The sequence below is a fragment of the Alistipes sp. AF48-12 genome (genome assembly GCF_003477565.1).
Classification (GTDB): Bacteria; Bacteroidota; Bacteroidia; order Bacteroidales; family Rikenellaceae; genus Alistipes_A; species Alistipes_A hominis.
This window is the reverse complement of record NZ_QUDJ01000011.1, coordinates 66763-92267: the sequence shown is the minus strand read 5'-3', so window position 1 is coordinate 92267 and position 25505 is coordinate 66763. Positions and strand designations below refer to the sequence as shown.

Annotated in this window: 17 protein-coding genes; 6 read left to right on the top strand and 11 right to left on the bottom strand. The window is 57.2% G+C overall.

Translation table 11 applies throughout. From position 1 onward, the window contains the following. The first annotated feature begins 70 nt into the window (after window positions 1–70). Window positions 71–4324, top strand: coding sequence for a DNA-directed RNA polymerase subunit beta' (gene rpoC / locus DW082_RS08470; protein ID WP_101571528.1), 4254 nt, complete (start codon window positions 71–73; stop codon window positions 4322–4324). Between the two features lie 69 nt (window positions 4325–4393). On the opposite strand, the gene DW082_RS08465 is transcribed toward rpoC, so the two are convergent. Next, window positions 4394–5833, bottom strand: a complete 1440-nt coding sequence (locus DW082_RS08465) for a glycoside hydrolase family 32 protein (protein ID WP_101571526.1) — start codon at window positions 5831–5833, stop codon at window positions 4394–4396. A 76-nt stretch (window positions 5834–5909) separates the two neighbouring features. Between DW082_RS08465 and DW082_RS08460 the strand changes: the two genes are divergently transcribed. After that, the gene (locus DW082_RS08460; RefSeq protein ID WP_055202376.1) at window positions 5910–6401 is read left to right on the top strand and encodes a prolyl-tRNA synthetase associated domain-containing protein; all 492 of its coding nucleotides are present in this window, start codon (window positions 5910–5912) and stop codon (window positions 6399–6401) included. Window positions 6402–6424: 23 nt separating this feature from the next. On the opposite strand, the gene DW082_RS08455 is transcribed toward DW082_RS08460, so the two are convergent. The 6 genes from DW082_RS08455 to DW082_RS08430 form a co-directional block, all read right to left on the bottom strand. Continuing rightward, window positions 6425–6880 carry a PepSY-like domain-containing protein gene (locus DW082_RS08455; RefSeq protein ID WP_118458216.1) on the bottom strand — a complete coding sequence of 152 codons (456 nt, stop codon included), beginning with the start codon at window positions 6878–6880 and terminating at the stop codon, window positions 6425–6427. 157 nt (window positions 6881–7037) lie between these two features. Beyond that, window positions 7038–8387, bottom strand: a complete 1350-nt coding sequence (locus DW082_RS08450) for a TolC family protein (RefSeq protein WP_055202372.1) — start codon at window positions 8385–8387, stop codon at window positions 7038–7040. Between the two features lie 54 nt (window positions 8388–8441). Further along, entirely contained in the window at window positions 8442–9551 is a 1110-nt protein-coding gene (locus DW082_RS08445) for an efflux RND transporter periplasmic adaptor subunit (RefSeq protein ID WP_118458214.1), read from the bottom strand. Between the two features lie 30 nt (window positions 9552–9581). Continuing rightward, window positions 9582–10820 (bottom strand): ABC transporter permease, encoded by a 1239-nt coding sequence (locus DW082_RS08440; RefSeq protein WP_118458213.1) that lies wholly within the window; start codon window positions 10818–10820, stop codon window positions 9582–9584. An 18-nt stretch (window positions 10821–10838) separates the two neighbouring features. After that, on the bottom strand, window positions 10839–12098 hold the full coding sequence (locus DW082_RS08435; RefSeq protein ID WP_118458211.1) for an ABC transporter permease: 1260 nt from the start codon (window positions 12096–12098) through the stop codon (window positions 10839–10841). Further along, on the bottom strand, window positions 12095–12772 hold the full coding sequence (locus DW082_RS08430; RefSeq protein ID WP_055203491.1) for an ABC transporter ATP-binding protein: 678 nt from the start codon (window positions 12770–12772) through the stop codon (window positions 12095–12097). The genes DW082_RS08435 and DW082_RS08430 overlap by 4 nt, the downstream gene beginning before the upstream one ends. 470 nt (window positions 12773–13242) lie before the next feature. Between DW082_RS08430 and DW082_RS08425 the strand changes: the two genes are divergently transcribed. Genes DW082_RS08425 through DW082_RS08415 form a run of 3 tightly spaced genes read left to right on the top strand, consistent with a single transcriptional unit; the run spans window position 13243 to window position 18714 of the window. Then, on the top strand, window positions 13243–16095 hold the full coding sequence (locus DW082_RS08425) for a hypothetical protein (protein WP_182424130.1): 2853 nt from the start codon (window positions 13243–13245) through the stop codon (window positions 16093–16095). A 10-nt stretch (window positions 16096–16105) separates the two neighbouring features. Further along, entirely contained in the window at window positions 16106–17008 is a 903-nt protein-coding gene (locus tag DW082_RS08420) for a glycyl-radical enzyme activating protein (protein ID WP_118458209.1), read from the top strand. Between the two features lie 26 nt (window positions 17009–17034). After that, window positions 17035–18714 (top strand): hypothetical protein, encoded by a 1680-nt coding sequence (locus tag DW082_RS08415; protein ID WP_118458207.1) that lies wholly within the window; start codon window positions 17035–17037, stop codon window positions 18712–18714. A gap of 11 nt (window positions 18715–18725) precedes the next feature. On the opposite strand, the gene DW082_RS08410 is transcribed toward DW082_RS08415, so the two are convergent. The 3 genes from DW082_RS08410 to uvrC all read right to left on the bottom strand — a co-directional run bounded on the left by DW082_RS08410 (window position 18726) and on the right by uvrC (window position 22253). Further along, complete coding sequence (locus DW082_RS08410; RefSeq protein WP_055202359.1) at window positions 18726–19175, bottom strand: YqaA family protein; 450 nt, start codon at window positions 19173–19175, stop codon at window positions 18726–18728. 35 nt (window positions 19176–19210) lie between these two features. Continuing rightward, the gene (locus DW082_RS08405; protein WP_118458205.1) at window positions 19211–20212 is read right to left on the bottom strand and encodes an adenosine kinase; all 1002 of its coding nucleotides are present in this window, start codon (window positions 20210–20212) and stop codon (window positions 19211–19213) included. Window positions 20213–20405: 193 nt separating this feature from the next. Continuing rightward, window positions 20406–22253 carry an excinuclease ABC subunit UvrC gene (uvrC, locus tag DW082_RS08400; protein ID WP_118458203.1) on the bottom strand — a complete coding sequence of 616 codons (1848 nt, stop codon included), beginning with the start codon at window positions 22251–22253 and terminating at the stop codon, window positions 20406–20408. A gap of 118 nt (window positions 22254–22371) precedes the next feature. Between uvrC and DW082_RS08395 the strand changes: the two genes are divergently transcribed. Continuing rightward, on the top strand, window positions 22372–24138 hold the full coding sequence (locus DW082_RS08395) for a lysophospholipid acyltransferase family protein (RefSeq protein ID WP_118458201.1): 1767 nt from the start codon (window positions 22372–22374) through the stop codon (window positions 24136–24138). 25 nt (window positions 24139–24163) lie between these two features. Here DW082_RS08395 and DW082_RS08390 read toward each other — a convergent pair whose 3' ends face one another. After that, entirely contained in the window at window positions 24164–25393 is a 1230-nt protein-coding gene (locus DW082_RS08390; RefSeq protein ID WP_101571513.1) for an ATP-binding protein, read from the bottom strand. Between the last annotated feature and the right edge of the window lie 112 nt (window positions 25394–25505).

Here is a 25505-nt window from a genome sequence, read left to right as displayed (position 1 = left end):
CGGCGGAAGATCCCGAGTTCGCCGCGGCTCGAAGGTTTACTTGTTGAAGAATAAATAAAAGTTTAAAAATATGTCATTCAAGAAAGACAATAAGGCACAGAGCGGTTTTTCGAAAATTTCCATTGGTCTCGCATCTCCGGAGGAGATTCTCGAAAATTCGAGCGGCGAGGTGCTGAAACCCGAAACCATCAACTATCGCACCTACAAGCCCGAACGGGACGGCCTTTTTTGCGAGCGGATTTTCGGCCCGGTGAAAGACTACGAATGCCACTGCGGAAAATACAAGCGGATCCGTTACAAAGGGATCGTCTGCGACCGTTGCGGCGTGGAAGTGACCGAGAAAAAGGTACGTCGGGAACGGATGGGACATATCTCGCTCGTGGTTCCGGTGGCTCATATCTGGTATTTCCGTTCGCTGCCGTCGAAGATCGGATACCTGCTGGGTATTCCGTCGAAGAAGCTCGAAGCGATCGTCTATTACGAACGTTATGTCGTCGTACAGGCCGGCGCTGCAGCCGTGAACGGAGTGTCCGATCTCGATCTGCTTGCCGAAAAGGAATACCTCGATATCCTGAACGCGCTGCCGAAAGGAAATCAGCAACTCGACGACAGCGATCCCGATAAATTCATCGCGCAGATGGGGGCCGAAGCGATCTACACGCTGTTGCAGCGGGTCGATCTGGACGAGCTTTCCTATTCGCTGCGCCACAAGGCGAGCACCGAGACTTCGCAGCAGCGTAAGGCCGAGGCGCTCAAACGCCTGCATGTGGTGGAAGCGTTCCGCGAGTCGCGCGAGATCAACAAGCCCGAGTGGATGATCCTGAAAGTGATTCCGGTGATTCCGCCCGAACTGCGTCCGCTCGTTCCGTTGGACGGAGGCCGTTTCGCTACGTCCGACCTGAACGACCTGTACCGCCGGGTGATCATCCGGAACAACCGTCTGAAACGGCTGATCGAGATCAAGGCGCCGGAAGTGATCCTGCGCAACGAAAAGCGCATGTTGCAGGAGGCCGTCGACTCGCTGTTCGACAACTCGCGCAAGAGCAACGCCGTGAAGACCGAGTCGAACCGTCCGCTCAAATCGTTGTCCGACAGTCTGAAAGGAAAGCAAGGACGTTTCCGTCAGAATCTGCTCGGTAAGCGCGTCGACTATTCGGCCCGTTCGGTCATCGTCGTAGGTCCCGAGTTGAAGATGCACGAGATGGGGATTCCGAAAGACATGGCGGCCGAGCTTTACAAGCCATTCGTGATCCGGAAACTGATCGAAAGAGGAATCGTCAAGACCGTTAAATCGGCCAAAAAAATCATAGACCGTAAGGATCCGGTGATCTGGGATATCCTGGAAAACGTGATTAAAGGACATCCGGTGCTGATGAACCGCGCCCCGACCTTGCACCGTCTGGGTATCCAGGCGTTCCAGCCGAAACTGATCGAGGGCAAGGCGTTGCAATTGCACCCGCTGGCTTGTACGGCGTTCAACGCCGACTTCGACGGCGACCAGATGGCCGTGCATTTGCCGCTGGGCAATGCGGCGATCCTCGAAGCCCAGATCCTGATGCTCGGTTCGCACAACATCCTGAACCCGGCCAACGGAGCGCCGATCACGGTGCCTTCGCAGGACATGGTGCTCGGGTTGTACTATATTACCAAAGAGCGCGCCGGATCGCAGGGCGAAGGGCTTCAGTTCTACGGCCCCGAGGAGGCGCTGATCGCCTACAATGAAAAACGCGCCGACCTGCACGCCAAAGTGAAAGTAATGGTCGATACGCTCGACGAGAACGGGCAGCCGGTTCGTAAATTGGTCGATACGACCGTCGGCCGGATCATCTTCAACCAGGTGGTTCCCAAAGAGGTGGGCTTCCTGAACGAAGTGCTGACCAAACGTTCGCTGCGCGACATCATCGGCCTGGTGATGAAGAAGGCCGGAGCCGACAAAACGGCGGCTTTCCTCGACGATATCAAGCACATGGGATACCAGATGGCCTTCCGCGGCGGACTGTCGTTCAACCTCGATGCGGTGATCATTCCCGATGAAAAGGAAGCGCTGGTCAACGAAGGTTACGAGCGCGTCGAAGAGGTGATGGAGAGCTACAACATGGGGCTTATCACCAACAACGAACGTTACAACCAGATTATCGACATCTGGACGAATATCAATATGAAGCTGACCAAGACGGTGTTGGATCACCTGACCAAGGACATGCAGGGTTTCAATCCGGTGTACATGATGCTGGATTCCGGGGCCCGCGGTTCGAAGGAGCAGATCCGCCAGCTCTCCGGGATGCGCGGTTTGATGGCCAAGCCGCAGAAATCCGGGGCCGAAGGAGGTCAGGTCATCGAAAACCCGATCCTGTCGAATTTCAAGGAAGGGCTTTCGGTGTTGGAATATTTCATCTCTACGCACGGCGCCCGTAAGGGTCTGGCCGATACCGCGTTGAAAACGGCCGACGCCGGTTATCTGACGCGCCGTCTGGTCGATGTGGCGCAAGACGTGATTATCTGCGAAGAGGACTGCGGTACGCTGCGCGGCCTGACCGCTACGGCGATCAAGCGCAACGAGGATGTCGTACAGACGCTGTACGAACGTATCCTGGGCCGTACGACCGTGCACGACGTCTACAATCCGCATACCGGCGAGTTGATCGTGGCTGCCGGAGAAGAGATTACCGAAACGATCGCCGAGGCGATCGACGCAGCGCATGTGGAATCGGTGGATATCCGTTCGGTGCTGACGTGCGAGTCGCGCAAGGGCGTATGCGCCAAGTGTTACGGACGCAACCTGGCGACCGGACGCATGGTTCAGAAAGGCGAAGTGGTCGGCGTGATCGCCGCTCAGTCGATCGGCGAGCCGGGTACCCAGCTGACGCTGCGTACGTTCCACGTCGGCGGTGTGGCCGGTGGCGTGGCGACCGACAACAGCGTCGTTTCGCGCTACGAAGGACGTCTTGAGATCGACGAATTGCGCGTGGTGAAGAGCAAGAACGACGCAGGCAAAGAGATCAATACGGTGATCAGCCGCCTGTCCGAGTTGCGGATCGTCGACGTCAATACCGATATCGTGCTTTATACGCACAACCTGCCTTACGGCGCTACGTTGTACTTGAACGACGGCGATTTGGTCAAGAAGGGCGATCTGGTTTGCGAGTGGGATCCGTACAACGCCGTGATTATTTCGGAATACGACGGTAAGGTGGCTTTCGAAAATGTGATTGAAGGTGTCACGTACCGCGACGAGTTCGATGAGCAGACCGGCTTCCGCGAGAAGGTGATTACCGAGTCGAGAGACAAGACCAAGAACCCGATCATCAAGATTCTGGACAAAAAAGGCGAGGAACAGAAACAATACAACCTACCGGTAGGCGCGCATATCGTCGTGAAGGAGAACGCCGCCGTCAAAGCCGGAGAGATTCTGATTAAGATTCCGAGAGCCGTCGGCAAGGCGGGCGATATCACCGGCGGTCTGCCGCGTGTGACCGAATTGTTCGAGGCGCGGAACCCGTCGAATCCGGCCGTGGTTTCGGAAATCGACGGTGAGGTTTCGTTCGGCAAGATCAAGCGCGGTAACCGCGAGATCATCATTACTTCGAAAGTGGGCGATGTGAAACGTTATCTCGTTCCGCTGTCGCGCCAGATCCTGGTGCAGGAGAACGATTACGTCCGCGCCGGGATGCCGCTGTCGGACGGCGCGATTACGCCGGGGGATATTCTGGCGATCCAGGGCCCGACCAAGGTGCAGGAGTACATCGTCAACGAGGTGCAGGAAGTGTACCGGATGCAGGGCGTGAAGATCAACGACAAGCATTTCGAGGTGATCGTTCGCCAGATGATGAACAAGGTGCAGATCGAAGATCCGGGAGATACCCGTTTCCTCGAAGAACAGATCGTCGACAAGTGGGAATTCATGGCTGTCAACGACGACTTGTACGACAAGGTCGTCGTAACCGACGCCGGCGATTCGGCGACGATGAAACCGGGTATGATCATCACGTTGCGCAAGTTGCGCGACGAGAATTCGCAACTGAAACGGAAAGACCTGAAGCTCGTGCAGGTGCGCGATGTGATTCCGGCGACGTCGAATCAGGTGCTGCAGGGGATTACCCGTGCGGCGTTGCAGACCAGCAGCTTCATGTCGGCGGCTTCGTTCCAGGAAACGACCAAGGTGCTGAACGAAGCGGCTATTCTGGGTAAGGTCGATCCGTTGGTGAACCTCAAGGAGAACGTGATCTGCGGTCACTTGATTCCGGCCGGTACCGGGCAGCGCGATTTCGATACGATTATCGTGGGCGCCAAGGACGAATACAACAGCATGGTTTCCGGAAAGTAACCGAGTACGGAAAACGATAAAGCGAGGCCCGGGATCATTCCCGGGCCTTCGCTTTTTGGATGCGGACGGTTATTCGCATACCCGGACGACCAGATCCTTTACGGTCAGGCCGGGGGCCGTCGACCGGAAAGAGACTCCCGTCCCGAGGCTGTCGTAGATGCGCATCGTGAAGCAGTAGGCGTCGTTGACGAAGCATTCGGCGATCGTGCCGTCGACGAAGAGCCGGATCTTCAACGGGGCGTACGGATCGATGCCGCACTTTCTTTGGAAGGTGCGGTACCGGCTGCCGATTCCGATCTCGCCGGTCTGAAAATCGACGGTCAGACTGTACCCTTCCGTCCGGTCGGCGGACTCCCTGAAACGGAGCGTCGCCTGTCCGAAGCCGCTCTGCGGAAACAGCGTCGCCGTCAGCATGTAATTCTCGGGCAGGTCGTACCGGGTATTCAATCCGACCCGTTTTTCCCGCAACGCCGTCCGGTCGAACAGCCGGACGACTTCCCGCACGGGGCGCTGATACAGTTGGCCTGCTGCATCGGCGTATAGTTCCCGGGGCATGCTCAGCGTGCCGCCCCATTCGTATTCTCCCGCATCCGAGTCGTTTTTATAATCGCCGATCCATCCGATCAGTATCCTGCGTTTCCCGTCGGACATGGTTTTGGCCACCCGGAGGTCTCCGCAGTCGTAGGGCTGTACGGGCGGGTCGATCGCCCCCGTATCGCGTACCTGCATATAGTGATAATCGGCGCAGTTGACGTTCCACAAGCCGTTCAGCTCGAACAGGTCGGGACAGTCGCCCGAAACGGAAGCCGGGTAGACGACGAGCGGCGCGTGCGGCGTCCAGTGCGTCAGATCGCGGGACGTGTACAGGCCGACGTTCGGCGCCGAGCCGTCGGCGAGCATGGCGTGCAAGGCGAGCCACCATCGGTTCTCCCGGCCGTTCCACACGACGTGCGGATCGCGGAAAGCCTGGTGATGGTAGATCTGTTTGTCGTCGATCGCTCCGTTGATCGTTTTGTTCCAGTAAATCTTTCCGTCGGCATAGAACGTATATTCCGGATGTTTCGTCCAGTGGATCAGGTCGACGCTTCGCGCCTGCATCACTTTCTGATCGCCGAGTGGATCGTTGCTGTTTTTGCCGGTGTAGAACAGGTAGAAGGTTCCGCCGTGTTCGACGACGCTTCCCGTCCAGATACTCTCCCAGTCCGGTCCCAGCGGGTCGGAACCTTTAATCAGCGCGTTCGGAAGTTCCTGCCAACGCAGCAGGTCGCGGCTGACGACGTGCGCCCAATCCGGGCCTTTCAGGTAAAAGAGATGGTAGTCTCCTTTCCAGTAGAACGGGATGACGTCTCCCGCCTTCGCGTCCTGCGGACGGAAATGCAAGGTCGGTTTCGTGTTCGCCGTTTGTTGCGGCGAACGCGGAGCGGATGCCGGTAGCGTGACGGCTGAAAAAACGGATAACAAGACGGTCAGCGCCGCTCGGCGGCAACGGTTCGGATGGATTCGTTTCATAGTCGGGAAGATCGGTTTTATTCAAAGTTATGATTTTTTACGTATTATTATAACTTTGTATCGAAATTCCCGAATGATGGATCGTAAGCAAATCGTTTTTGATTATTTGGGCCGGTATGCCTTGAGGTACGACTATTACGAGCATCCGGCGGCCCCGACGATCGAACTGGCCCGGCTGTATTGGCGCGACGACGGCTCGAAACACTGCAAAAATCTTTTTTTCCGCAATCATAAAGGCGACCGGCATTACCTCGTCGTTTTCGACTGCGACCGAAATCTGGCGATCCGCGATCTCGAACGCCGGCTGCGACAGGGAAAGCTCTCGTTCGCTTCCGAACAGCGGATGGAACGGTATCTGGGACTCCGTCCGGGTTCCGTATCGCCGTTCGGACTGATCAACGACACGGAAAATCACGTGCACCTGTTTCTCGACCGGAATCTGCGGCAGCAGCACTCCCTGAGCTTTCATCCGAACGACAACACGGGGACGATCGTGATCCCGCAAGCCGAATTCATCAGATATCTCGACGGATGCGGGAACAGCTATGAGTTTATCGATTTGTATTGATTCGGGGCGCTGCGGGTCTTCCGTCAATCGTCGCGCGGTTCTTTTTCCCGGTCGATCGGCTCTCTCTTCGCATTGAACATGAGCTCGGTACGGTTCGAAAGTTTGATTTCGGTGTTTTTACCGTCTCGTTTGGCAGCCTGTACTTCGCATCCCGGGAAGCGGTCTCTCGCGTATTGCAGGATGTCGGCCGGGATGGCGCTCTGCGGAACGGAACCGACCTTGGCGTCCATTTCGGTCCACATTCCTTTGTGGTTGAACGCTACGGCCACCCCGTTTTCCATCAGGACGTCGTAGGTGGTCGCCGACCCTTTCGGTTCAATCTTTATGATCGATATTCGGGTGTCCGAGAAGTGCTCGGAGAGGAATTTTCGTGCCTGGACGGGCAGCCTCTCCGGATTGGTCGTGGTTATTTTGTCTCCGCCTCGCGCCGCTGTCAGCGAGATCAGCAGGCATAGCAGGACGAACAGCGTTTTTTTCATAACGGACGTTTTAACGGATTCTTACCCTGTGACGAAGGCAAAGCCGGTGCCAGATCCGGAGGGCTCCGTCGGACGCGGCGTAAAAAAGAACGGGCCGTCCTTGTGCGAAGGAAGGCCCGTTAGGAGATGTAAGGGAACGGATCGATTTGTCGCGGGATCAATAGATGCTGAAATCGAGCGGTTGACCGGCGTAAAAATCGAGGATTTTTCGGCTGAATATGAAATTGAATTTGGCTTGTACCATGTCCGATTCGGATTTTTCCATCCGGGTTTTGGCGTCGTTGTAGTCGAAGATGGTCGAACGTCCGGCGTCCGCTTTTTCTTTCTGGTAACGGAAAGCTTCGCGAGCCGCCGCGAGCGATTTTTCGGCCGACAGGTACTTCTGGTAAGCCGCATCGGCGCTGTAATAGCTCTGTTCGATCTCCTTGCGTAGCGCCAATTGGGCTTCGGTAATGGCCAACTCCTGGATGCGGATGTTGTTTTGAGCCATCCGAACGTTGTTGCGCGTCGCGTTGCGGTTGAATATCGGAATGTTGATACTCAGACCGATGTATTCGCTGCCGTTGTTCTTGAGCTGGTTGAAAAAGGCGGCGTTCCGGGCTCCTTCGTAGATCGAGAAGTAGTAACCGTTGCTATATCCGGCTCCGAGCGAAATCGACGGATAAAAAGCCGATTTGGCCGATAGCAACGCCTTTTCGCTGCTTTTCAGTCGGAGTTGTTCGGCCAGTATCCGGGGCCGGTTGCCGACCGCGTAATCGTAAACTGTTCCGGGAGTCTCCATGCGGCTCATCGAGGCGATCGTGATATTTCCCAGGTCGGGCATCCGGATGTCGAAGCCGTCCTTGTTTTCGAGGTTCAGCGCCTGGCTCAGGTCGAGCAGCGACAGCAGCAGCGTGTTCCGACTCTGCGTCAGGTTCATTTCGTCATTGGCCAGCAGCGCTTTGCTTTCGTAAAGATCCGATTCCGGATTGCGTCCGTTTTTGACCAGCAGTTCGCTGCGTTCGACTTGCTGGCGGCTCAGTTCGACTTGATTTTCGGCTACCTTGACCATTTCCTTGTTCAGCAGCACCTGAAGGTACAGCGAGGTCACGTTGAGCGAGACGTCTTCGCGCGCCCGTTCCAAATCTTTCAGCGAAGCTTGTAGGGAAAATTTTTGTCCTGCGATGTCGTGTTTGATACGCATTCCTTCGAACACGGTAACACTTGCGGAGGCTCCCAGCGAGGTGGACAACTGCGTGTGATCGACCGTCGTTCCGTCGCGTCCGGGACCGCGGCCGAAGGAGGCGTTCTCGCTGAGGTTGATACCCACGTTCGGCAGTCGGCTGTTGCGCGTCGTATTCAGCCGGAGTTCCTGGTTGTTGCTGCTTATCTGGAACTGTTTGACCGAAATATTGTTTTCAATAGCATAGTCGATACATTGCTGAAGCGTCCAGTCCTCTTTCGGCTGAGCGGAAGCGGAAACCGAAAGAGCGGCCGACAATAGGAAAGCTGCAAGGGTTCGGATCATGGTTCTATGTTTTATTCGATATGAGATTTCTGTTCTGGATGTGCGGTTTATCCGTTATTTGGTCGGCGTTGTCTTCGTCCCGCGGATCTGTTCGTTTCCGGTCAGCCCTTCGGTAACTTCGACGTTGACCCCGTTCGACAGTCCGATCTGGATCTCCTTGCGTTCGAAAGTCTGGTCGGTCGCCGTGGAGTCGCTGGTCAGCAGGTTGACGAACGTTTTGGTTCCTTCGAACTCGATGGAGCTTTCCGGGATTGAAATCACCCCTTCGCGCCGGTCGATCAGGATGTCGGCGTTGGCGCTGTATCCGGCGCGGATGAACACGTCTTCCGGAATTTTCGCCGCCGCCTTGATCTCGAACATGATGACTCCGTTCTCCTCGGTGCCTTTCGGCGCGATGTATTCGAGCGTCGCATCCAGCGAGATGTCCTGCAGGGCGCCGATCGTCAGCTTGACGGGCATACCTTCGCGGATGCGTCCCACTTCGGTTTCGTCCACCTTTCCGCGGAAGATCATGTTGTTCATGTCGGCGACCGACGCGATGGTCGTACCGTCGTTGAAGTTGTTGGACAGAATGACCGAGTTGCCGACCTTGATCGGGACGTCCAGAACCATTCCCGTGATGGTCGAGCGGATCTGCGTATTGCTCAGTTCCGCATTCCGCTTGGCAATGCCGTTCTGTACGATTTCGAGGTTGTCCTGCGCGTTCTGCAGCTCCTCTTTGGCTTTGGAGTATTCCGTTTCGTTCTTCTCGAACTCCTCCTTGGCGACCACGCCGGAGTCGAACAATCCCTTGACGCGTTCGAATTCCTGTTTGGTCTGAGCCAGGTTGATCCGGGCCACGTTGACGCGCGATTCGGCTGCGTTCAGCGTAGCCATATCGGGGATGACTTTCACTTTGGCGATCACTTCGCCCTGACGCACCGGTTCGCCGGCCTGTTTGTACACTTCCGAGACGATCCCCGATATCTGCGGCTTGATCAGCACCTCGTCCCGGGGTTCGACTTTGCCGGTGGCGACTGCCCGTTTTTCGAGCGTGTCGATGTGCGGTTTGACGATGGCGTAGACCTCTTTGACCGGCCGGGTCTTGTTCCACAGGAAGACGAATGTCCCGATCAGCAGGATCAGGAACAATATGCCCAGCGAAATTTTCAGAACTTTTTTCATATCGTTTGTGAATTGAGTTTCGTTTTAATTTTATTCTTCGCGGATCGCATCCACCGGTTTGATCCTGAGCGCCCTGCTCGCCGGAAGGATGCCGGCCAGCAGGCTTCCGAGAATCAGTACCGTCATCGAGAGCATACCGGTGCCGAACGAGATCTGCGGGCGGATCGGCCGTCCGGCGCTGGCCGTGAGTACCGATTCGGCGCCCGACAGCAGTGCGACCGCAAGCGCCAATCCGAAAATTCCGGCGACGAACGTCAGCACGAAACTTTCGCTCATGATCTGCGAGATGATGATCCGGGGCCGCGCTCCCAGGGCCCGGCGGACGCCGATCTCCTGCGTTCGTTCGCGGACGATGACCAGCATGATGTTGCTGACCCCTACCAGTCCGGCCAGCAGCGTGCCGATCCCGACGATCCAGGTCAGCGTGCCGATTCCGCCGAACAGCGAGTTGAACTTGTTGACCTGTTCGCCGAGGTTCTGCGAGTAGACCGCTTTCGTATCGTCCGGCGATATGGTGTGCCGTGCGAAGACCAGTTGTTTGATATTCGTTTCCACCTCTTTGATGTCGGCGTCGTCGTTTGCGGCGACCGCCACCGAGTGTAGCTTGTGCCCCATGTTGTACATTTGTTGCATCGTCGAAACGGGCATCAGTACCGATTTGTCGCCGTGGAACCGGAACCCGCGGTCGGGGACTTTGATCATGCCGATCACGGTCAGGTACATGTTGTTCATGCGGATTGTGCTGCCGACCGGGTCCTCGCCGCCGGGAAACAGATCCAGCCAGACCTGCTCGGTGAGGATGCATACCTTGCGCTGCTGCTCCATGTCGATCTCGTTGAAAAACCGGCCGAACCGGATCGGCTGCGGGCTGATCTGCTGAAAATCGGGATTGTATCCTACCAGGCTGTAATCGCCTTTTTTGTTGTTCCGGCTGAATTTGTATTCGCTGCCCCAGATGACCGAGCCGACGCTGCGGACGTTGGGCACCTGTTTTTTGATCGCAGCGAGGTCCTCGTTCTCGAACTGCCAGTAACGTCCGGAAGGGAGCCCTTTGTAGGGGATCGAGGTACGGCCGCCCCAGAAGAAACAGGAGTTGACGGACATATCGCCCAACTGTGAGAAAAGGGCGTTTTTCAATCCCAGTCCCGCGCCCAGCATGATCGTCAGCATGAATATGCCCCAGAAGACGCCGAACGCCGTCATGATGCTGCGTTTGCGGTTCCTGCTGATCGTCTGCCAGATCTCTTCCCAACGGTCTAAATCAAACATCGTTTCGTCTCGGTTTCGTTATTTATTGTGTCGCATCGCGTCGATCGTCTTGATCCGGGCCGCCCGGCGGGCCGGCACGTAGCCGGCGATCATTCCGGCGACGATCAGTACCAGCGTGGCGCTTAGAGTCACCGACAGGTCGAGGGTCGGATTCTTGAACATTTCGAAGCTGTCCTGCGGGGCGTTCGCCGCCGCCCGTTCCATGAAAAAGTTGACCAGTTCCATGATGCCGACCCCGCCGATCATGCCGATATAGCCGAATGCGGCGGTAATCAGTACCGATTCGATCAGCACCAGCTTGACCAGCGACGAGGGCTTGGCGCCCATCGCCTTGCGGATGCCGAATTCGAATGTCCTCTCGCGGACGGTCACCAGCATGATGTTGCTGACGCCTACGATGCCGGCGATCAGCGTGCCGATCCCGATGATCCAGATGAACAGCGCGATACCGTTGAAGATCATCTGCCCCTGTTTGTAGTTCTCCATGACGTCCCAGATGTACATGGCGCTTTTGTCGTCCGGCGAAAAGGTATGCGCCGCCCCCAGGCGGGCGTAAAGCCGGTCTTTGAAGTCCTTGCTCTGTTCGTCCGTCCGGATGTCCTTGACGGTGAACGACAGATCCCCCACGTCCCGTTTGTTGGCCATGTAGATTTGGAATACCGTGCTGATCGGGCTGTAAATCCTCGGCGTGTATGAGTAGTTGTTCCCTTTGTACAGACCCACGACCGTGTATCCCATTTTGTCGATCTGAATGACTTTACCGATCGGGTCGGCCCCTTTGAACAGGGTTTTCGAGGTCATGTCGTCCAGAACGACCACCTTCCGCCGCTCCTTGATGTCCGTTTCGTTGATGAATCGGCCCGCCGTGACGCGGACGCCTTTGATTTCGGGAAATTTGGGCGTGACGCCGTACAGGTTTGCCGTGTTGTACTCCCGGCCGTAAGCCAGGTTGGCTCCCCAGTGGTAAACGCTGGCGGCGATCTGGGCGATTTGATCCGGAAATTCGTTGGTCAGAACCTGGATGTCGTCCAGGTTCGGGGTAATGTTTCGCCCGCTCTGGAAACCTTTGTAGGGCATCGAGGTGCGTCCGCCGTAGACCTGCATCGAATTGACGGCCAGGTCGCCGAACGAATCCTGCATGGCGTTGCGCAGCCCGTTGCCCGATCCGAGCAGCACGATCAGCATGAAAATGCCCCATGCCACCGAAAATCCCGTTAGGAATGTCCGTAGCTTGTTGCGGCTGATTGTCGAGGCGATTTCCTGCAGTTGCTCCCTCATCGTTTCAGGTCGGTTACCGAGCCGATCAGCCCGTCTTTGATGTGGATGATTTTATCGGTTTGGTCGGCGACGCCCTGTTCGTGGGTGACCAGGATGATCGTCATTCCGGTGTCGTTTACCTTGCGCAGCAGATCCATCACTTCCTGAGAGGTTTTGCTGTCCAGGGCGCCGGTCGGTTCGTCGGCGAGGATGATCTCGGGCCCGGTAATCAGCGCGCGGGCGATCGCGACGCGTTGTTTCTGTCCGCCGGACATTTCGTTCGGCATGTGGTCGGCCCAGTCGCGCAGCCCCAGCGATTCGAGGTAGTCGAGCGCTATGGCATTCCGTTTTTTACGCGACACCCCTTGGTAATAGAGCGGCAGCGCGACGTTTTCCATTGCATTTTTGTAATTGATCAGGTTGAAGGACTGGAAGATGAATCCGATCATCCGGTTCCGGTATTCGGCCGCTTTCGTTTCGCTCGGATTTTTGATCAGCGTGCCGTTCAGGTAGTAACTGCCCGTGTCGTAATCGTCGAGGATGCCCAGAATGTTCAGCAGGGTCGACTTGCCTGAGCCGGAGGCTCCCATGATCGAAACCAGCTCGCCACGCTTGATCTCCAGGTCGATTCCTTTCAATACGTGCAACGGGGAGCCGTTGTTATACGTTTTGTTGATGTTCTCCAGTCTAATCAGGCTTGTCATGTCGTCGGAAAAAGTTTGTCGGTTCGAGGTTGCTCCGCAGACGGATGAACGGGGTCGGTTCCGGTATTCCGGTTTGTACTGACGGCGATTCTGTCGGCTGCAAAGGAAGTTTGCACTGCAAATATATATAATAAAATTAATATTATGCAATACATAATAATTATTTTATCAAATAATTGTGCGCTCAGTTGTCTGCGGCCGGGAGCCCGATAATTTTTTCGTCTGGGTCCGGAATGAAAAACGGGGATATACCGTGCTGTGTCGCGTTTTGTCGGTTTCGGTTTTGCTTCGAGCGGAGATTTATTTTGAAAAATAAGAAAAATTCCGACAATATAAAAATATTTCTTTTCGAACGATTTTTATACCTTGTTATTGTATGAATGGTGTCGGATTTGTCGTATTGCGAATAAATTCTTATCTTTGATAAAACCTTTATTCCTGTCCGACCTAAATTTCGAATTATGATAAACGTTTTACGCTTTTTGGGCATACTGGGTATCTGCTCGCTCGCTTTGCTGTTCCGTCCGCTTCCGGCAGGGGCGCAATCTACCGAGGTCATTCTGACCAGCGACCGGCAACTGACCGACCTGACGGATCCCGATAAAAAAATCGATATTTCGCTCGGGTTCAATCCGCGCGTGCAGAGTCTGCGCGAAATCTGCGAAGAGGGGAAAAAACGCGGCTGCAAGGAGCTGATCGTGGCATTCGACGAATTTTTCAGACAATATCGCAAGGATACCGGTTCCGAAAGGAAACTGACTCCCGATATGGACGAGTATGTCGATAAGATCAAAGTGATCAGCGATTTTGCCGCCAAATACGACATGGGGATCTGCCTGAGTCTGCTCAGTCCGCTCGAACTGGGGGCGGCTTATAAGAAACAGACCGGGCACGGCGGCCGCTGGGTGGCTTACAAAGTTGGGTTCCGCGATCCGCAGACCGGAAAGTTCAGTCTTCCGGTCTGGCAGCAGCTCGCCTGGACGAACAATAAGGGAAAGTCTCCGGTGAAGCTGACCGGCGTCAAGGCTTACGCGTTCCGCGAAACGCCGCTGGGGGGCAGTCCGTTCCGGGCGGTCGATCCGGCGGACATCGTCCCGGTGGAGCAGGTGAAGTACGAGGCGACCGACACGCTGGGCGACGAGGTTACGGGAGCGGCGATGGATACGCGTTTGCTGCGGGTTTACTGCGACCGGCCGCAGTTGCCGGGTTATAACCGGGTGATGGTGGTGTTGGAATACGAAACCCAGGAGATGGATTATTTCAACGCGGACGCTTCCTCTTTCCTGAAAAGGCTGATGAAAAAGTATAAGGATAAGGGCGTCAACCTGACGGCGCTTTATTCCGATGAAATGCATATCCAGCAGGACTGGGGGTATTTCGGTCACCACGAGGGCGGTCAGTTTGCCGAACGCTACCTTACGCAAAGCATGGCCGATGCCTATGCCGAAAAATTCGGACAGCCGTTCGACGACCGGTATATGCTCTATTTCGCTTACGGGGCGCCCTATTTCGAACCTACCGCGAATGCGGTGGTGAACGTACAGTATGTGATGGGGCCGTCGCCCGAGGATATCCACCGGACTTTCCTGCTGCGCGATCGTTATTACAGAATGTTGAATAACGGCGTGGTCGATCTGTTCTGCGATGCGAAGAGCTATGCCGAGGGACTGTTCGGACGGGAACTCCGCACAGCGGCGCACGCTTCGTGGGCGCAGAGCCCGACCATCGACCTGTGGAATACCGAAAAGCAGTCTTCGAATCCGAATCAGTACGAATATACATCCAATTTCGTGTGGGGAAACACGGTGCACCAGGCTTCGGCGGCCTGTTACGACTATTTCAAATGGAGCGAGTACCTGCAACCGACCGGAAACGACTTTGCCGAGGGCGGCTGGGGCGACCGGAATTATTACGGGGCGGCGATGGCCGCGTCGATCGGCGTGATCAACAAGTACCCGAACGCTTATGCCGCCGCCTGGGGAATGCCCGACAGGGTGTGGGAATGGAAGATGGCTATCAACAGCGCGTTCGGCGCGCAGGCAACGGCGCCGATCGACCTGATCTCCGGGCATGTGCACCGCGACGTGGACGTACTGATTCTCTATCCGATGAATCTGGTGGCCGTCGAGCCGCGTTTCGGCAGTTGGATGGCCCAGTACGGGTATGCCAATTACCTGACGGCCGACAAGCTGTTGGAGATGGGGAAAATACTGCCCGACGGGCGGATTCAGGTGGGCGACAAGAAATACGGTACGCTGGTGGCCGTCTTCGAGCCCCTTCCGGAGAAGGGACTGCTGGAGATGATGGAACGGTTCGTCGAAAGCGGCGGCCGGGTGGTGTGGTTCAGCGCTCCGCCCCTGATCAACACGGCCGGGGAGAACTGCGCTGCGCAGTGGCAAAAATTGTTCGGCGCTACCTACCGGCATGACCAATATATGGGCGAGATCGCTGCCGGCAAAGAGGTCGCTTTCTGCGGCAGTTTCGCCGCGGTGCCGCGACAAACCGTTTTGACCGATTTTCTGGTCGACCGGATCTATCCGGTCGAAGCGGGAGCGGGGTGCGAAGTAGTCGCTCGGGCCGACGGGCGGATCGTGGGCACGATCCGGAAGACGCAGAAAGGATCGGCGAGCTATTTCGGTTTTCGTCCGCGCGACGACCAGTCGGCCAGTCTCGGTTACGAGACCCGGACGCTGTTCGAGATCCTGTATGCGGTCGGGGCTTATCCGTCCAGCGGGAAATTCGGCGGGGTGAATGACAATCCGTCGGTCGTGTCGCGGACGAGCGACTATTTCGTCACGGCGTTCCCGAATACGACGACCGTAATCGTGAAGCATTATCGGACTCACCGCGAAAGCTGGCCCGGCGGATTCTCGCGCAACCAGCAGGAGGATGCCGAAGCGCTGGCCGCGAATCCGCTGCCGTCCGACCGGATCGAACTGAACGATGCGGCGGTGAACGGGCATCGGGTTTCTTACGAAGGAAAGATGTCGGTCGCGTTCCGTACCGGCGCCGATGGCCGCCTGATCGCTTTCGTCGGCCGCGACTGCCGGGGGATCACGCTCGACGGCGTGCAGTATGTTTTTGGAGAGAAACCTTTCGGCCAGGTGGTTTTTGCTCCCGAGGCCGAGGATTCTCCGGTTTACCGGATCTGTGTTTCGGGACAGGGGCGGATTGCGCTGCCGGTTCCGGTGACGGCGAAAAAAGCGACCGTACGGCTCGGGAAAAAAACGGTGCCGTCCGAAACAGCCGACGGGAAATTGATGCTGGACGTTACGCCCGAACTGTCGGGACGATGGTTGACGGTCGGGAAATAGCGGCGGTCGGATGACGGGGCGTGTTTTCGACATACAACGTTTTTGTACCCACGACGGACCGGGGGTACGTACCACGGTGTTTCTGAAAGGGTGTCCGTTGCGTTGCGCCTGGTGCCACAATCCCGAATCGCAGCGTGCGGCGGACGAATTGCTGTTCCACCGTACGCGCTGTATCGGGTGCGGAGTATGCGACGAAGCGTGTCCTTACCGCGATGCGCGCCGTACGCTGCGGGATGCGGCGCTTCGACGCGAGCGGTGCGGGGGATGTTCGCGTTGTGCCGACGCCTGTCCGACCGGGGCCATCGAACGGGTCGGCCGGGATATGACGGTCGGGCAGGTGATGGAAGAGGTGCGTGGCGACGTTTCTTACTTCCGGCATTCGGGCGGGGGAGTCACCCTCTCCGGCGGCGAACCGATGGCGCAGTTCCGGTTTACCGCCGCTTTGCTGGAAGCATTGCGCCGGGAGGGTATCCATACGGCAATCGAGACTTCCGGACAAGGCCGGCTCTCCGATTTTCTCAGGGCGCAGCCGATGACCGATTTGTGGTTGTGGGACGTCAAGTCGCTCGACGGGGAACTGTATGAAAAATATACCGGTTTGCCGCTCGCGGCGATGCTGGATAACCTGCGGGCGGTGCACCGGGCGGGCGGGAACGTGCTGCTGCGTTCGATTTTTATTCCCGAATTGCACGATAACGCCGCTCATGCCGGAGCTCTGGCCGATTTGCTGGACGGGCTGGATGGTGTGAAGGTGGAGTACGTGGCTTATCACCGGCTCGGGATTTCGAAGCTTGAAAAATTGGGCCTGCCTGCTTGCGGGCCTGCTTTCCGCCCGCCTTCGGCCGAGGAGATCCGCAGGTTCGGGGCCCGGGTCGACGGGTTGCTGAAAAAACGTCGGGCTGGATCGTTCTGACTCATAATTTGTTACTGTTTAAGAATATGAATGTAAAACGGATTTTGGTTTGGGGAGTCGTGGAAGGGCTGGCCGTTCTCGGTCTGACCCAGTGTTTGGTCGCCTGCCGGGAGCGGGCGGAAGAACCGGCGCCCCGCATCGTGAATATTATTAATTTCGTTCGCCAGACCGAGCCGCGTCCGGTGAATATTTCGGACGAGGATCTTTTCCTGACAACGCTCCGGCAGGTCGAACTGCTGGAAAAACACCGCTTGCGCGGGACTTTCTTGTTGCAGTACGACGCGCTGCTCAATCCGCGTTATCAGGAACTGATGCGCAGGGCGTTGAAAGAGGGTTCCGAAGTAGGCGGCTGGTGGGAGATCACCCAACCTCACGTCGAAGCGGCCGGCATGACGTGGCGCGGGGCCTATCCGTGGGACTGGCACGCGAACGTAGGTTTTTCGACGGGATATACTCCCGAAGAGCGCGAAAAATTGGTCGACGTCTACATGGCCGAATTCAAAAAGATTTTCGGGGCCTATCCGACGGCGGTCGGATCGTGGTTCATCGACGCGCATACGTTGCAGTACATGGCCGATCGTTACCGGATCGTCGCTTCGTGCAATTGCCGCGATCAGGTGGGAACGGACGGTTACACGCTGTGGGGCGGTTACTGGAACCAGGCTTATTACCCGAGCCGTAAAAATGCCTACATGCCGGCGCAGACTCCGCAAGAGCAGATCGGCGTCCCGGTGTTCCGGATGCTCGGCAGCGATCCGATCAACCAGTACGATAGCGGGCTCGGGCTTCCGGCCCAGGGAGTCGAGACGCTGGAGCCCGCCTATACCGAAGGGGGCGGCAACCCGGTTTGGATCGATTGGTTTTTCGACATGCTGACCGACGGGCCGTGCCTGGCTTTCCAGTATGCGCAGGTCGGACAGGAGAATTCGTTTACCTGGCCGCGGATGCGGCGCGGACTGGAATACCAGGTCGCAGTGGCGGATTCGCTGTCTCGGGCGGGAGCCCTGACCGTACAGACGTTGTCCGAATCGGGACGATGGTTCAAGGAGCGTTTCGCGGAGACTCCGGCGACCTGCATCGTGGCGATGAAGGACAGCAAGCCGGCCGGCCGCAAAACGGTGTGGTACGACAGCCGTTTTTACCGGGCCAATGTCGTGTGGGAGGATAGTACGCTGCGTTTCCGCGACATCCATCTTTTCGATGAACGGCTGCCGTCGGCTTACCTGACGCAGCCGGGCACTTCGACGCAGTGCCTGTATACGACCCTGCCTCTGGTAGACGGTTTCAATTGGAGTTCGACGACGGAGACGGCCGGCCTGCGGTTGGTGGAAAAGATGGCCGACGGTAGTTGGCGGCCGGTTCCGGTGGGGATGCCGGCGGCCGGGGAGACCTCGCCCGGCGAACTGACCGTGACGACTCCGATCCTCGCAGGAGGTTCGTGCCGGATGGTTTTCGATGAGCGGGCGATCCGTATCCGGTTGACCGAGAACGCCGGAAAAGAGTATCGTTTCGTGCTGACGACGGCCCCGGAGAAGGCGTTGCCTTTTACCGCGATCGAACCGCAGTGCGTTCGGGCCCGTATCGGCGATCTCGATTACCGGGCGCAATGTACGGCCGGAACCGTCGGGGAGGAGGAGGCTGCGAATACGTTTCTGCTTATGCCGGATGCGGACGGCAGCCTGACGCTGGATCTGTCGCAGCGATAGCCGGCGGCCGGTCAGAAATATTGTTTGCCCCAGATGAACAGCAGGGCCCAGCAAACGAAGCGGGCTCCTTTGCCGATCAGCATCAGGACGGCCGCTTTCTTGAAATCCACCTTGTAAAATCCGAGAGCGATCGCGAATACGTCGCCTACGACCGGCAACCAGGTCAACAGGGCCAGCAGCGAGCCGAAGCGGTCTATTTTGCTTTTGTGTTTGACGAGGGTTTCGTGCTTGACGCCCATGTAGCGCTCGATCCATTCCCATTTGCCGAGCCATCCGAGCCAGTACGAAGTCAGTCCGCCGAGCCAGTTGCCGAGCGTGGCGACCAGCACGCACAACCATACGTTTCCGCCTGCGGCCAGCATACCCAGCAGCAGCACGTCGGAACTGAACGGAACGACCGTCGCGGCGATGAACGAGCCGGCGAACAGGCCGACGTATCCCAGATTAAGCAGCCATTCCACGCGGTATGTTTAACGGATTGGACGATTCGGGTGCATTACAGGATGTAGTTTCCGGTTTCCACGTCGCCGACCATCCGGCGGATTTCTTCCCATACTTTTTCATCGAACGTGGTTCCGACGACTTCGATCACCTTTCCGGCGGCGATGGAGCCGATCGTGCCGCACTGTTCCATCGACAATCCCCGGCACAATCCGAACAGGAATCCGGCGGCGTAAAAATCGCCTGCCCCGGTGCTGTCGACCCGGCGGGCATTCCCCATGATCCCTATGTGATCCACCCGGCCGCGGTGTTTGACGTAAGCGCCGCGCGTACCGACCTTCACGACTGCGATCGAGCATTTACGGGCGATCTTGTCGAGCGCTTCCAGCGGGTTTTTTTCTCCTGTGAAAGCGGCCGCTTCCTGCTCGTTCGCAAACAGGATATCGACGTGTCGGTCGACCAGGTCGTGCAGGAAGCCGAGGTTTTCTTCGACGATGTTGAAACTCGCCAGATCGAGGGCGACTTGCAGTCCGCGCTCTTTGGCGATGCGTACGGCGTTCGAGATCAATTCGTGATCCTGCACCAGGTAGCCTTCGATGTAGAAGTATTCGTAACCGTCGAAAATTTCGGGCGTGAGTTCGGTATGGCGCATTTCGAGCGCTGCGCCGAGGTAGGTGCACATCGTGCGTTCGCCGTCGGGGGAGACCAACGATACGCAGCGTCCCGACGGTTCGTCGCCGCGGAAAACGGTCGGGGCGATTTGTAGTTCGTTCAGCGTCCGTTCGAAAAAGTCGCCCGTTTCGTCGCGTCCGACTTTGCCGATGTAGCCTGTCGAAGCGCCCATCCGGGCCAGTGCGCGGATCGTATTCGAAGCCGATCCGCCGAGCGAAAGCGTGTGGGGCGCGTCGGCGACCGATGCGTCGACCTGTCGTTGCAGTTCGCTGTCGACCAGGTTCATGCTGCCCCGCGGTAACTTGAAGGTATCGAGTATTTCGTCGTTTTTCAGGTTGATCAGGATGTCTGTCAGGGCATTGCCCATTCCGATGACGCTTTTCATGGATGATTCGGTTTTAGGTACAGTTGAGGTTTCGTGAAAAAATCGTGCCTTTCCGTTCACAGTGGGTCGGGAACCGCGTATGGAACGCTGATATGCATGGTGCGCCCGTTTCCGGCCGTTTTCTTGGACCGACTTTGCAAAGGTGTCTTTTTTTTCCCGGATTCACAAATTTTCAGGCCCGTTCGTACGCCGGTTATTTCCCCTCTTTCGTGCCGTCCGCCGGCGCTTCCCGGAAATAGCGGATCACTTCGGCGGCGCGTTGCCGACCGATCAGTTCCGATAGTTCGGTTTCGGAAGCCGTCCGGATTCGGGACAGCGTGTGGAAGCGTTGCAGCAGTTTCTCTACCGAACGGTTGCCGAGGGTCGGGATGCTTTCCAGTTCGCTTTTGATAAAGGCGAGCGAACGCTTCTTGCGGTGGAAGGTGATGCCGAAACGGTGCGCTTCGTCGCGTATGTGCATCAGCACTTTCAACGCTTCGCTGTTGCGGTCGAGATAGTAAGGGGTGGAGTCGTGCGGGAAATAGACCTCTTCGATCCGTTTGGCCAGTCCGACGATGGCGACCCGGTCGGCGATCCCGAGCCGCAGCAGGGTTTCGTAGGCGAAGCGGAGCTGCCCCTTGCCTCCGTCCACGACGATCAGTTGCGGCAGTTCGGCGTCTTCGTCGAGCAACCTGCGGTAACGGCGTCCGATCACCTCTTCCATCGAGGCGAAGTCGTTGGCTCCAACGACGGTCTTGATGTTGAAATGGCGGTACTCCTTGCGCGCCGGTTTTGCGTCGCGGAATACGACGCACGAAGCCACCGGATTGGTTCCCTGTAGGTTCGAGTTGTCGAAGCATTCGATGTGCCGCGGCGGGACGCTCAGGTGGAGCTCTTTTTGCAGGGCGGCCAGGATGCGGTTCGTGTGCCGTTCGGGATCTTTGATTTCGATCTGCTTGAGTTTTTCGAGCCGGTACAGGCGGCTGTTGCGCTCCGAGAGTTCCAGTAGATGCAGCTTGTCGCCGCGCTGCGGCACGGTGAACGTTACTCCTTCGAATAGTTCCTGCGCCGGCAGCAGCGGGACGATCGCTTCGCGCGACAACCGTCCGCCCGGCAGTTGTTCGGCGATCCGGCTGATCGCGTAGGTCAGGATGTCCTGCGGCCGGTCTTCCAGCCCCGGTTTCAGTTCGACCGTGAACGAATTGACGACGGCTCCGTCGGCGATCCGCATGAAATTGCAGTAGGCCGCATCGTCGTCGACGACCAGCGAGAAGACGTCCAGGTTGGTCAGCGTGTTGCTGACGACTACCGATTTGCTCTGATAGGCGGCGAGGGCTTCGATCCGTTTTTTATAGACGGCGGCCTCTTCGAACCGCATTTCGGCTGCCGCGCCGACCATTTTCGCGCGCAGGTATTCGGTCGTCTCCCGGGTGTCGCCGCGCAGCAGCGACGTTACCAGTTCGATCCCTTCGCGGTATTCGGTTTCGCTTTGCAGACCGACGCAAGGTCCCTTACAGTTGCCGATGTGGTATTCCAGGCAGACGCTGTATTTGCCTTTGGCGATCGCTTCCGGGGAGAGATTCAGCGAACACGTGCGCAGGCTGTGGATGCTGCGCACCAGGTCGAGCACCGTTTTCTGGATATAGACCGAAGCGTACGGCCCGAAATAGCGAGAACCGTCGCGCTCGCGCCGCCGGGTGGACTGTACGCGCGGAAACGGTTCGTTGCGGATCACGATCCACGGATAGGTCTTGTCGTCCTTCAGCAGGATATTGTACCGCGGCTGAAGACTTTTGATCATGCTGTTTTCGAGCAGGAAAGCCTCGTTCTCGGTTGCCACGACCGTGTGCCTCAGGTCGGCGATCCGCGAGACCATCACGCGCACTTTGGCGCTCTCGTTGGCTTTCGACGTAAAATAGGAATAGACGCGGCGTTTGAGGTTTTTCGCCTTGCCTACGTAAATCACGCGGCCGTCGGCCCCGAGGAATTGATAAATGCCCGGGGATTCCGGCAGCAGGGCTACTTTTTCTTTCAGTTCGGCAATGCGTTTCGAGTCGGCCATGCGGTTAATTTGTGGTTTCGAAAATTAAAAGTATCAAAATTTATTCTACATTTGTAAAACGGCCGGAACTTTTTGTGAAAAAATTCCGGAGCCGGCAGAGCTATTTTATCGCCCGATTATGGAACTTATACAGCCCAGTGACCTCTATTTTGGACGGAGGGGATGGATCGCCCGCCTGCAAGCCCGTCTGATTATGAAGGTGGCCGCCCTGAAGAAAATCAATCGACTGTACGAAAGCGCATTTTCCTACGAGGGGCCTTATCCAGAAGGGTTGTTGTATAATCTGGGCGTCTCGTACGACGTCGCTCCGTCCGATCTCAAGAATATTCCGGCGTCGGGTCCGGCGATCGTGATCGCGAACCATCCGACCGGTGCGCTGGACGGGATGATCCTGATCGACCTGCTTTCGAAAGCGCGTCCCGACGTGAAGTTCATGGGGAATTTCCTGCTGAGCCGGATCGGCCCCCTGAAACGGTTCTTTATCGACGTCGATCCGTTCGACGCGAAGTCCGGCGGTAACGTGTCCGGAATCCGCGAGTCGTTGCAGCATCTCTCCGGCGGCGGACTGCTGGTGATCTTCCCGGCCGGCGAAGTGGCGACTTGGCAGCGCGGGTTCCGGGACGTTAAGGACCGGCCGTGGCCCGAGTCGGTGCTAAAGTTTATCCGGAAGGCGCAGGTGCCGGTCGTTCCCGTTTATATCGAAGCTTCCAACAGCCGGACGTTCCGGCTGGCCGGGAAGGTGCATCCGATGCTGCGGACGTTGTTGCTACCGCGCGAGTTGGTCAACAAAGCGGGCTGTTCGGTGCCGTTGCGCATCGCTTCGCCGATCCTGCCCAAAAAGACCGAGGATCTTTCCAAAACGGCTTATAACAGTTACCTGCGCGCTTCGGTCGAGTACCTGAAGCCGTCCGGTAGACGGCGTCCCCGCCGGGCCGAGCGCCGTGCGGCGCGGAAGGTGCCCGATGAGGTTCGCGGTGACGTCGACGTGAAATTGCTTTGCAGCGAGTTGGAAAGCCTGCGGGGACATTATCGGCTGTTCGTTTCGGGCGGTTATGAGGTTTATTGCGCTCCGCCGCAGCAAATCCCGAACATGATGCTGATGATCGCCACGTTGCGCGAACGGACGTTCCGCGAGATCGGCGAAGGCACCAAGAACGAGATCGATACCGACCGTTTCGACCGCTATTACCGGCAGTTGTTCATCTGGGACAACGAGGCGCTGCGGCTGGTCGGAGCCTACCGTTTGGGATTGGGCGACGAGATCATGCGGAACTACGGATTGAAAGGTTTCTATACCCATACGCTTTTCCGGATGTCGCCCCCGATGGGAGAGGTGATGAGCCGCACCATCGAGCTCGGTCGTTCGTTCATCGCGCGCGAATACCAGCGGAAACCGGCGTCGCTGATGCTGTTATGGAAGGGGATTCTCCACGTTCTGCTACAGAATGAACAGTATCGCTATCTGATGGGGCCGGTGACCGTTTCGGGAGGTTTCCAGCATACGTCCAAGCTGATTATCGCCGCGTATGTCAGTCGTTTCTACTTGGATCGGAAGAAGGCCTCTTACATCAGGCCCCGGACGGGAATCGTCGTTCCGGCTCGGATCGACGAGTCGCTGATCGCGGAGGTGCGTCCGATCGAACTGATCAATAAGATAATCTGCGATATCGAGCGGAATGCGTTTTCGATCCCTGTGTTGATTCGCAAATACTTGCAACTGAACAGCAGTGTGCTCGGATTCAATACGGATCACGAGTTCTGCGACTCGCTCGACGCCCTGATGCTGCTCGACCTGCGGCGGGTGCCCGAAGAGACGATCTTGATGTTGTCCAAAGAACTGACCGACATCGACGTGATCGGCCGTTTCAAAAAAATCAAAGACTAGAAGGCTGCGTTTGCATCTGCCGGCGTCAGTATCCGCCGAGGAAAGTGTCGGCGTCGATTACCTCGATTTCGAAATTTTCGGCATCGATGCGGTCGTTCCGGTCGGCCGTAACGATCGTGCCTCGGCTCGCCCCGGTTTGCCGTAGCGCCCATAGCAATCCGTCGGTTTTGGTCTGCATCAGGTCGGGGTCGTCGTCGTAGCAGGCCTGGATGCAGCGGACGCCCCCTTCCGCATCGGACGCGATAAAATCGCATCCGCCCTGTTCGTTCGTATAGCATACCGACCGGCTCTCCCGGCACAGGTGGTTGAATAGCATCGTTTCGAACAGTTTGTTCCGGTCGACGGTCTCGGCGGTCGATACGGCTGCGGCCAGCGCCGTGTCGACCGCATAGACCTTGCGCGGATTGACCGCCTGGCGCGCCGGGTTGTCGCTGAGGATCGAAACGAAGCGTACGAGTCCGGCCGTTTCGATGCATTGCATGTGCTCTGCGGCCGTGCTCACGGCCTTTATTTTCAGTTTTTCGCGCAGTTTGTTGGCGGTGACGGGTTCTCCGGTGTTGGTGATTAGGTGCAATGCCATCCGTTGCAGGGTGTTCCGGTCGCGGATGCCTCCCGCGATGACGGCGTCCTTGCAGAGGATTTCCGTGTAGAGTTGATGGAGCGCTTCGGTGTGTCCCGTTTTGATGAGTCCGGGAAAAGCTCCCCGCGACAGAAATTCGTTGACGGCCTGTTCGCCGGCCGGTTTATGCGTGAAGCTGAGAAATTCGTTGTACGAAAAGAGGTCGAGTCGGCGGAGCGAGAAAATATCCGGGACGGCGCCTGTCCCGTCCGGACGCTCGGCTTTTGCGAGCCGCAGGAGGGTTTCCAGCGAAACGGTGGAGACAATCTTGATCCCCTGGCGGATTTTTCGGTCGCAGAATTCGATCCATCCGGCCGCCAGGTCGATCCGGTTGAACAGGGCGATGCCTTTGCCCGACTCTTCCAGCAGCCGATCGAGCTTCGTGAAATCGCCCGCGTCGAAACCTCCGAGCCGCGGGTCGTCGAAGTCGGTGTACCACGCTTCGGGATAGTCGTTGTTCAGCATCCGGTGCAGCAACGCGCTGCATCCGCATCCGCGCACGCCCCCGATCAGCAGCATACGGTCGGTTAGGTAGGGAATGGACTCCTCGATTTCGCGCGGATGTCCGGGCGAAACGTTCGCGAGCATTTTACGTTGTTTGGAGACGATGTTTTCGAGCGCTGTTTTCGTGATCATGACGGTCTGAATGAATTGAATATCTGCAAATATAATTATTATATTTTAAAAACAGACGAATTAATTTTTTGTTAAGATCAGAATTGCGCGCGGGCGAAAGTTTCCGTTTTCC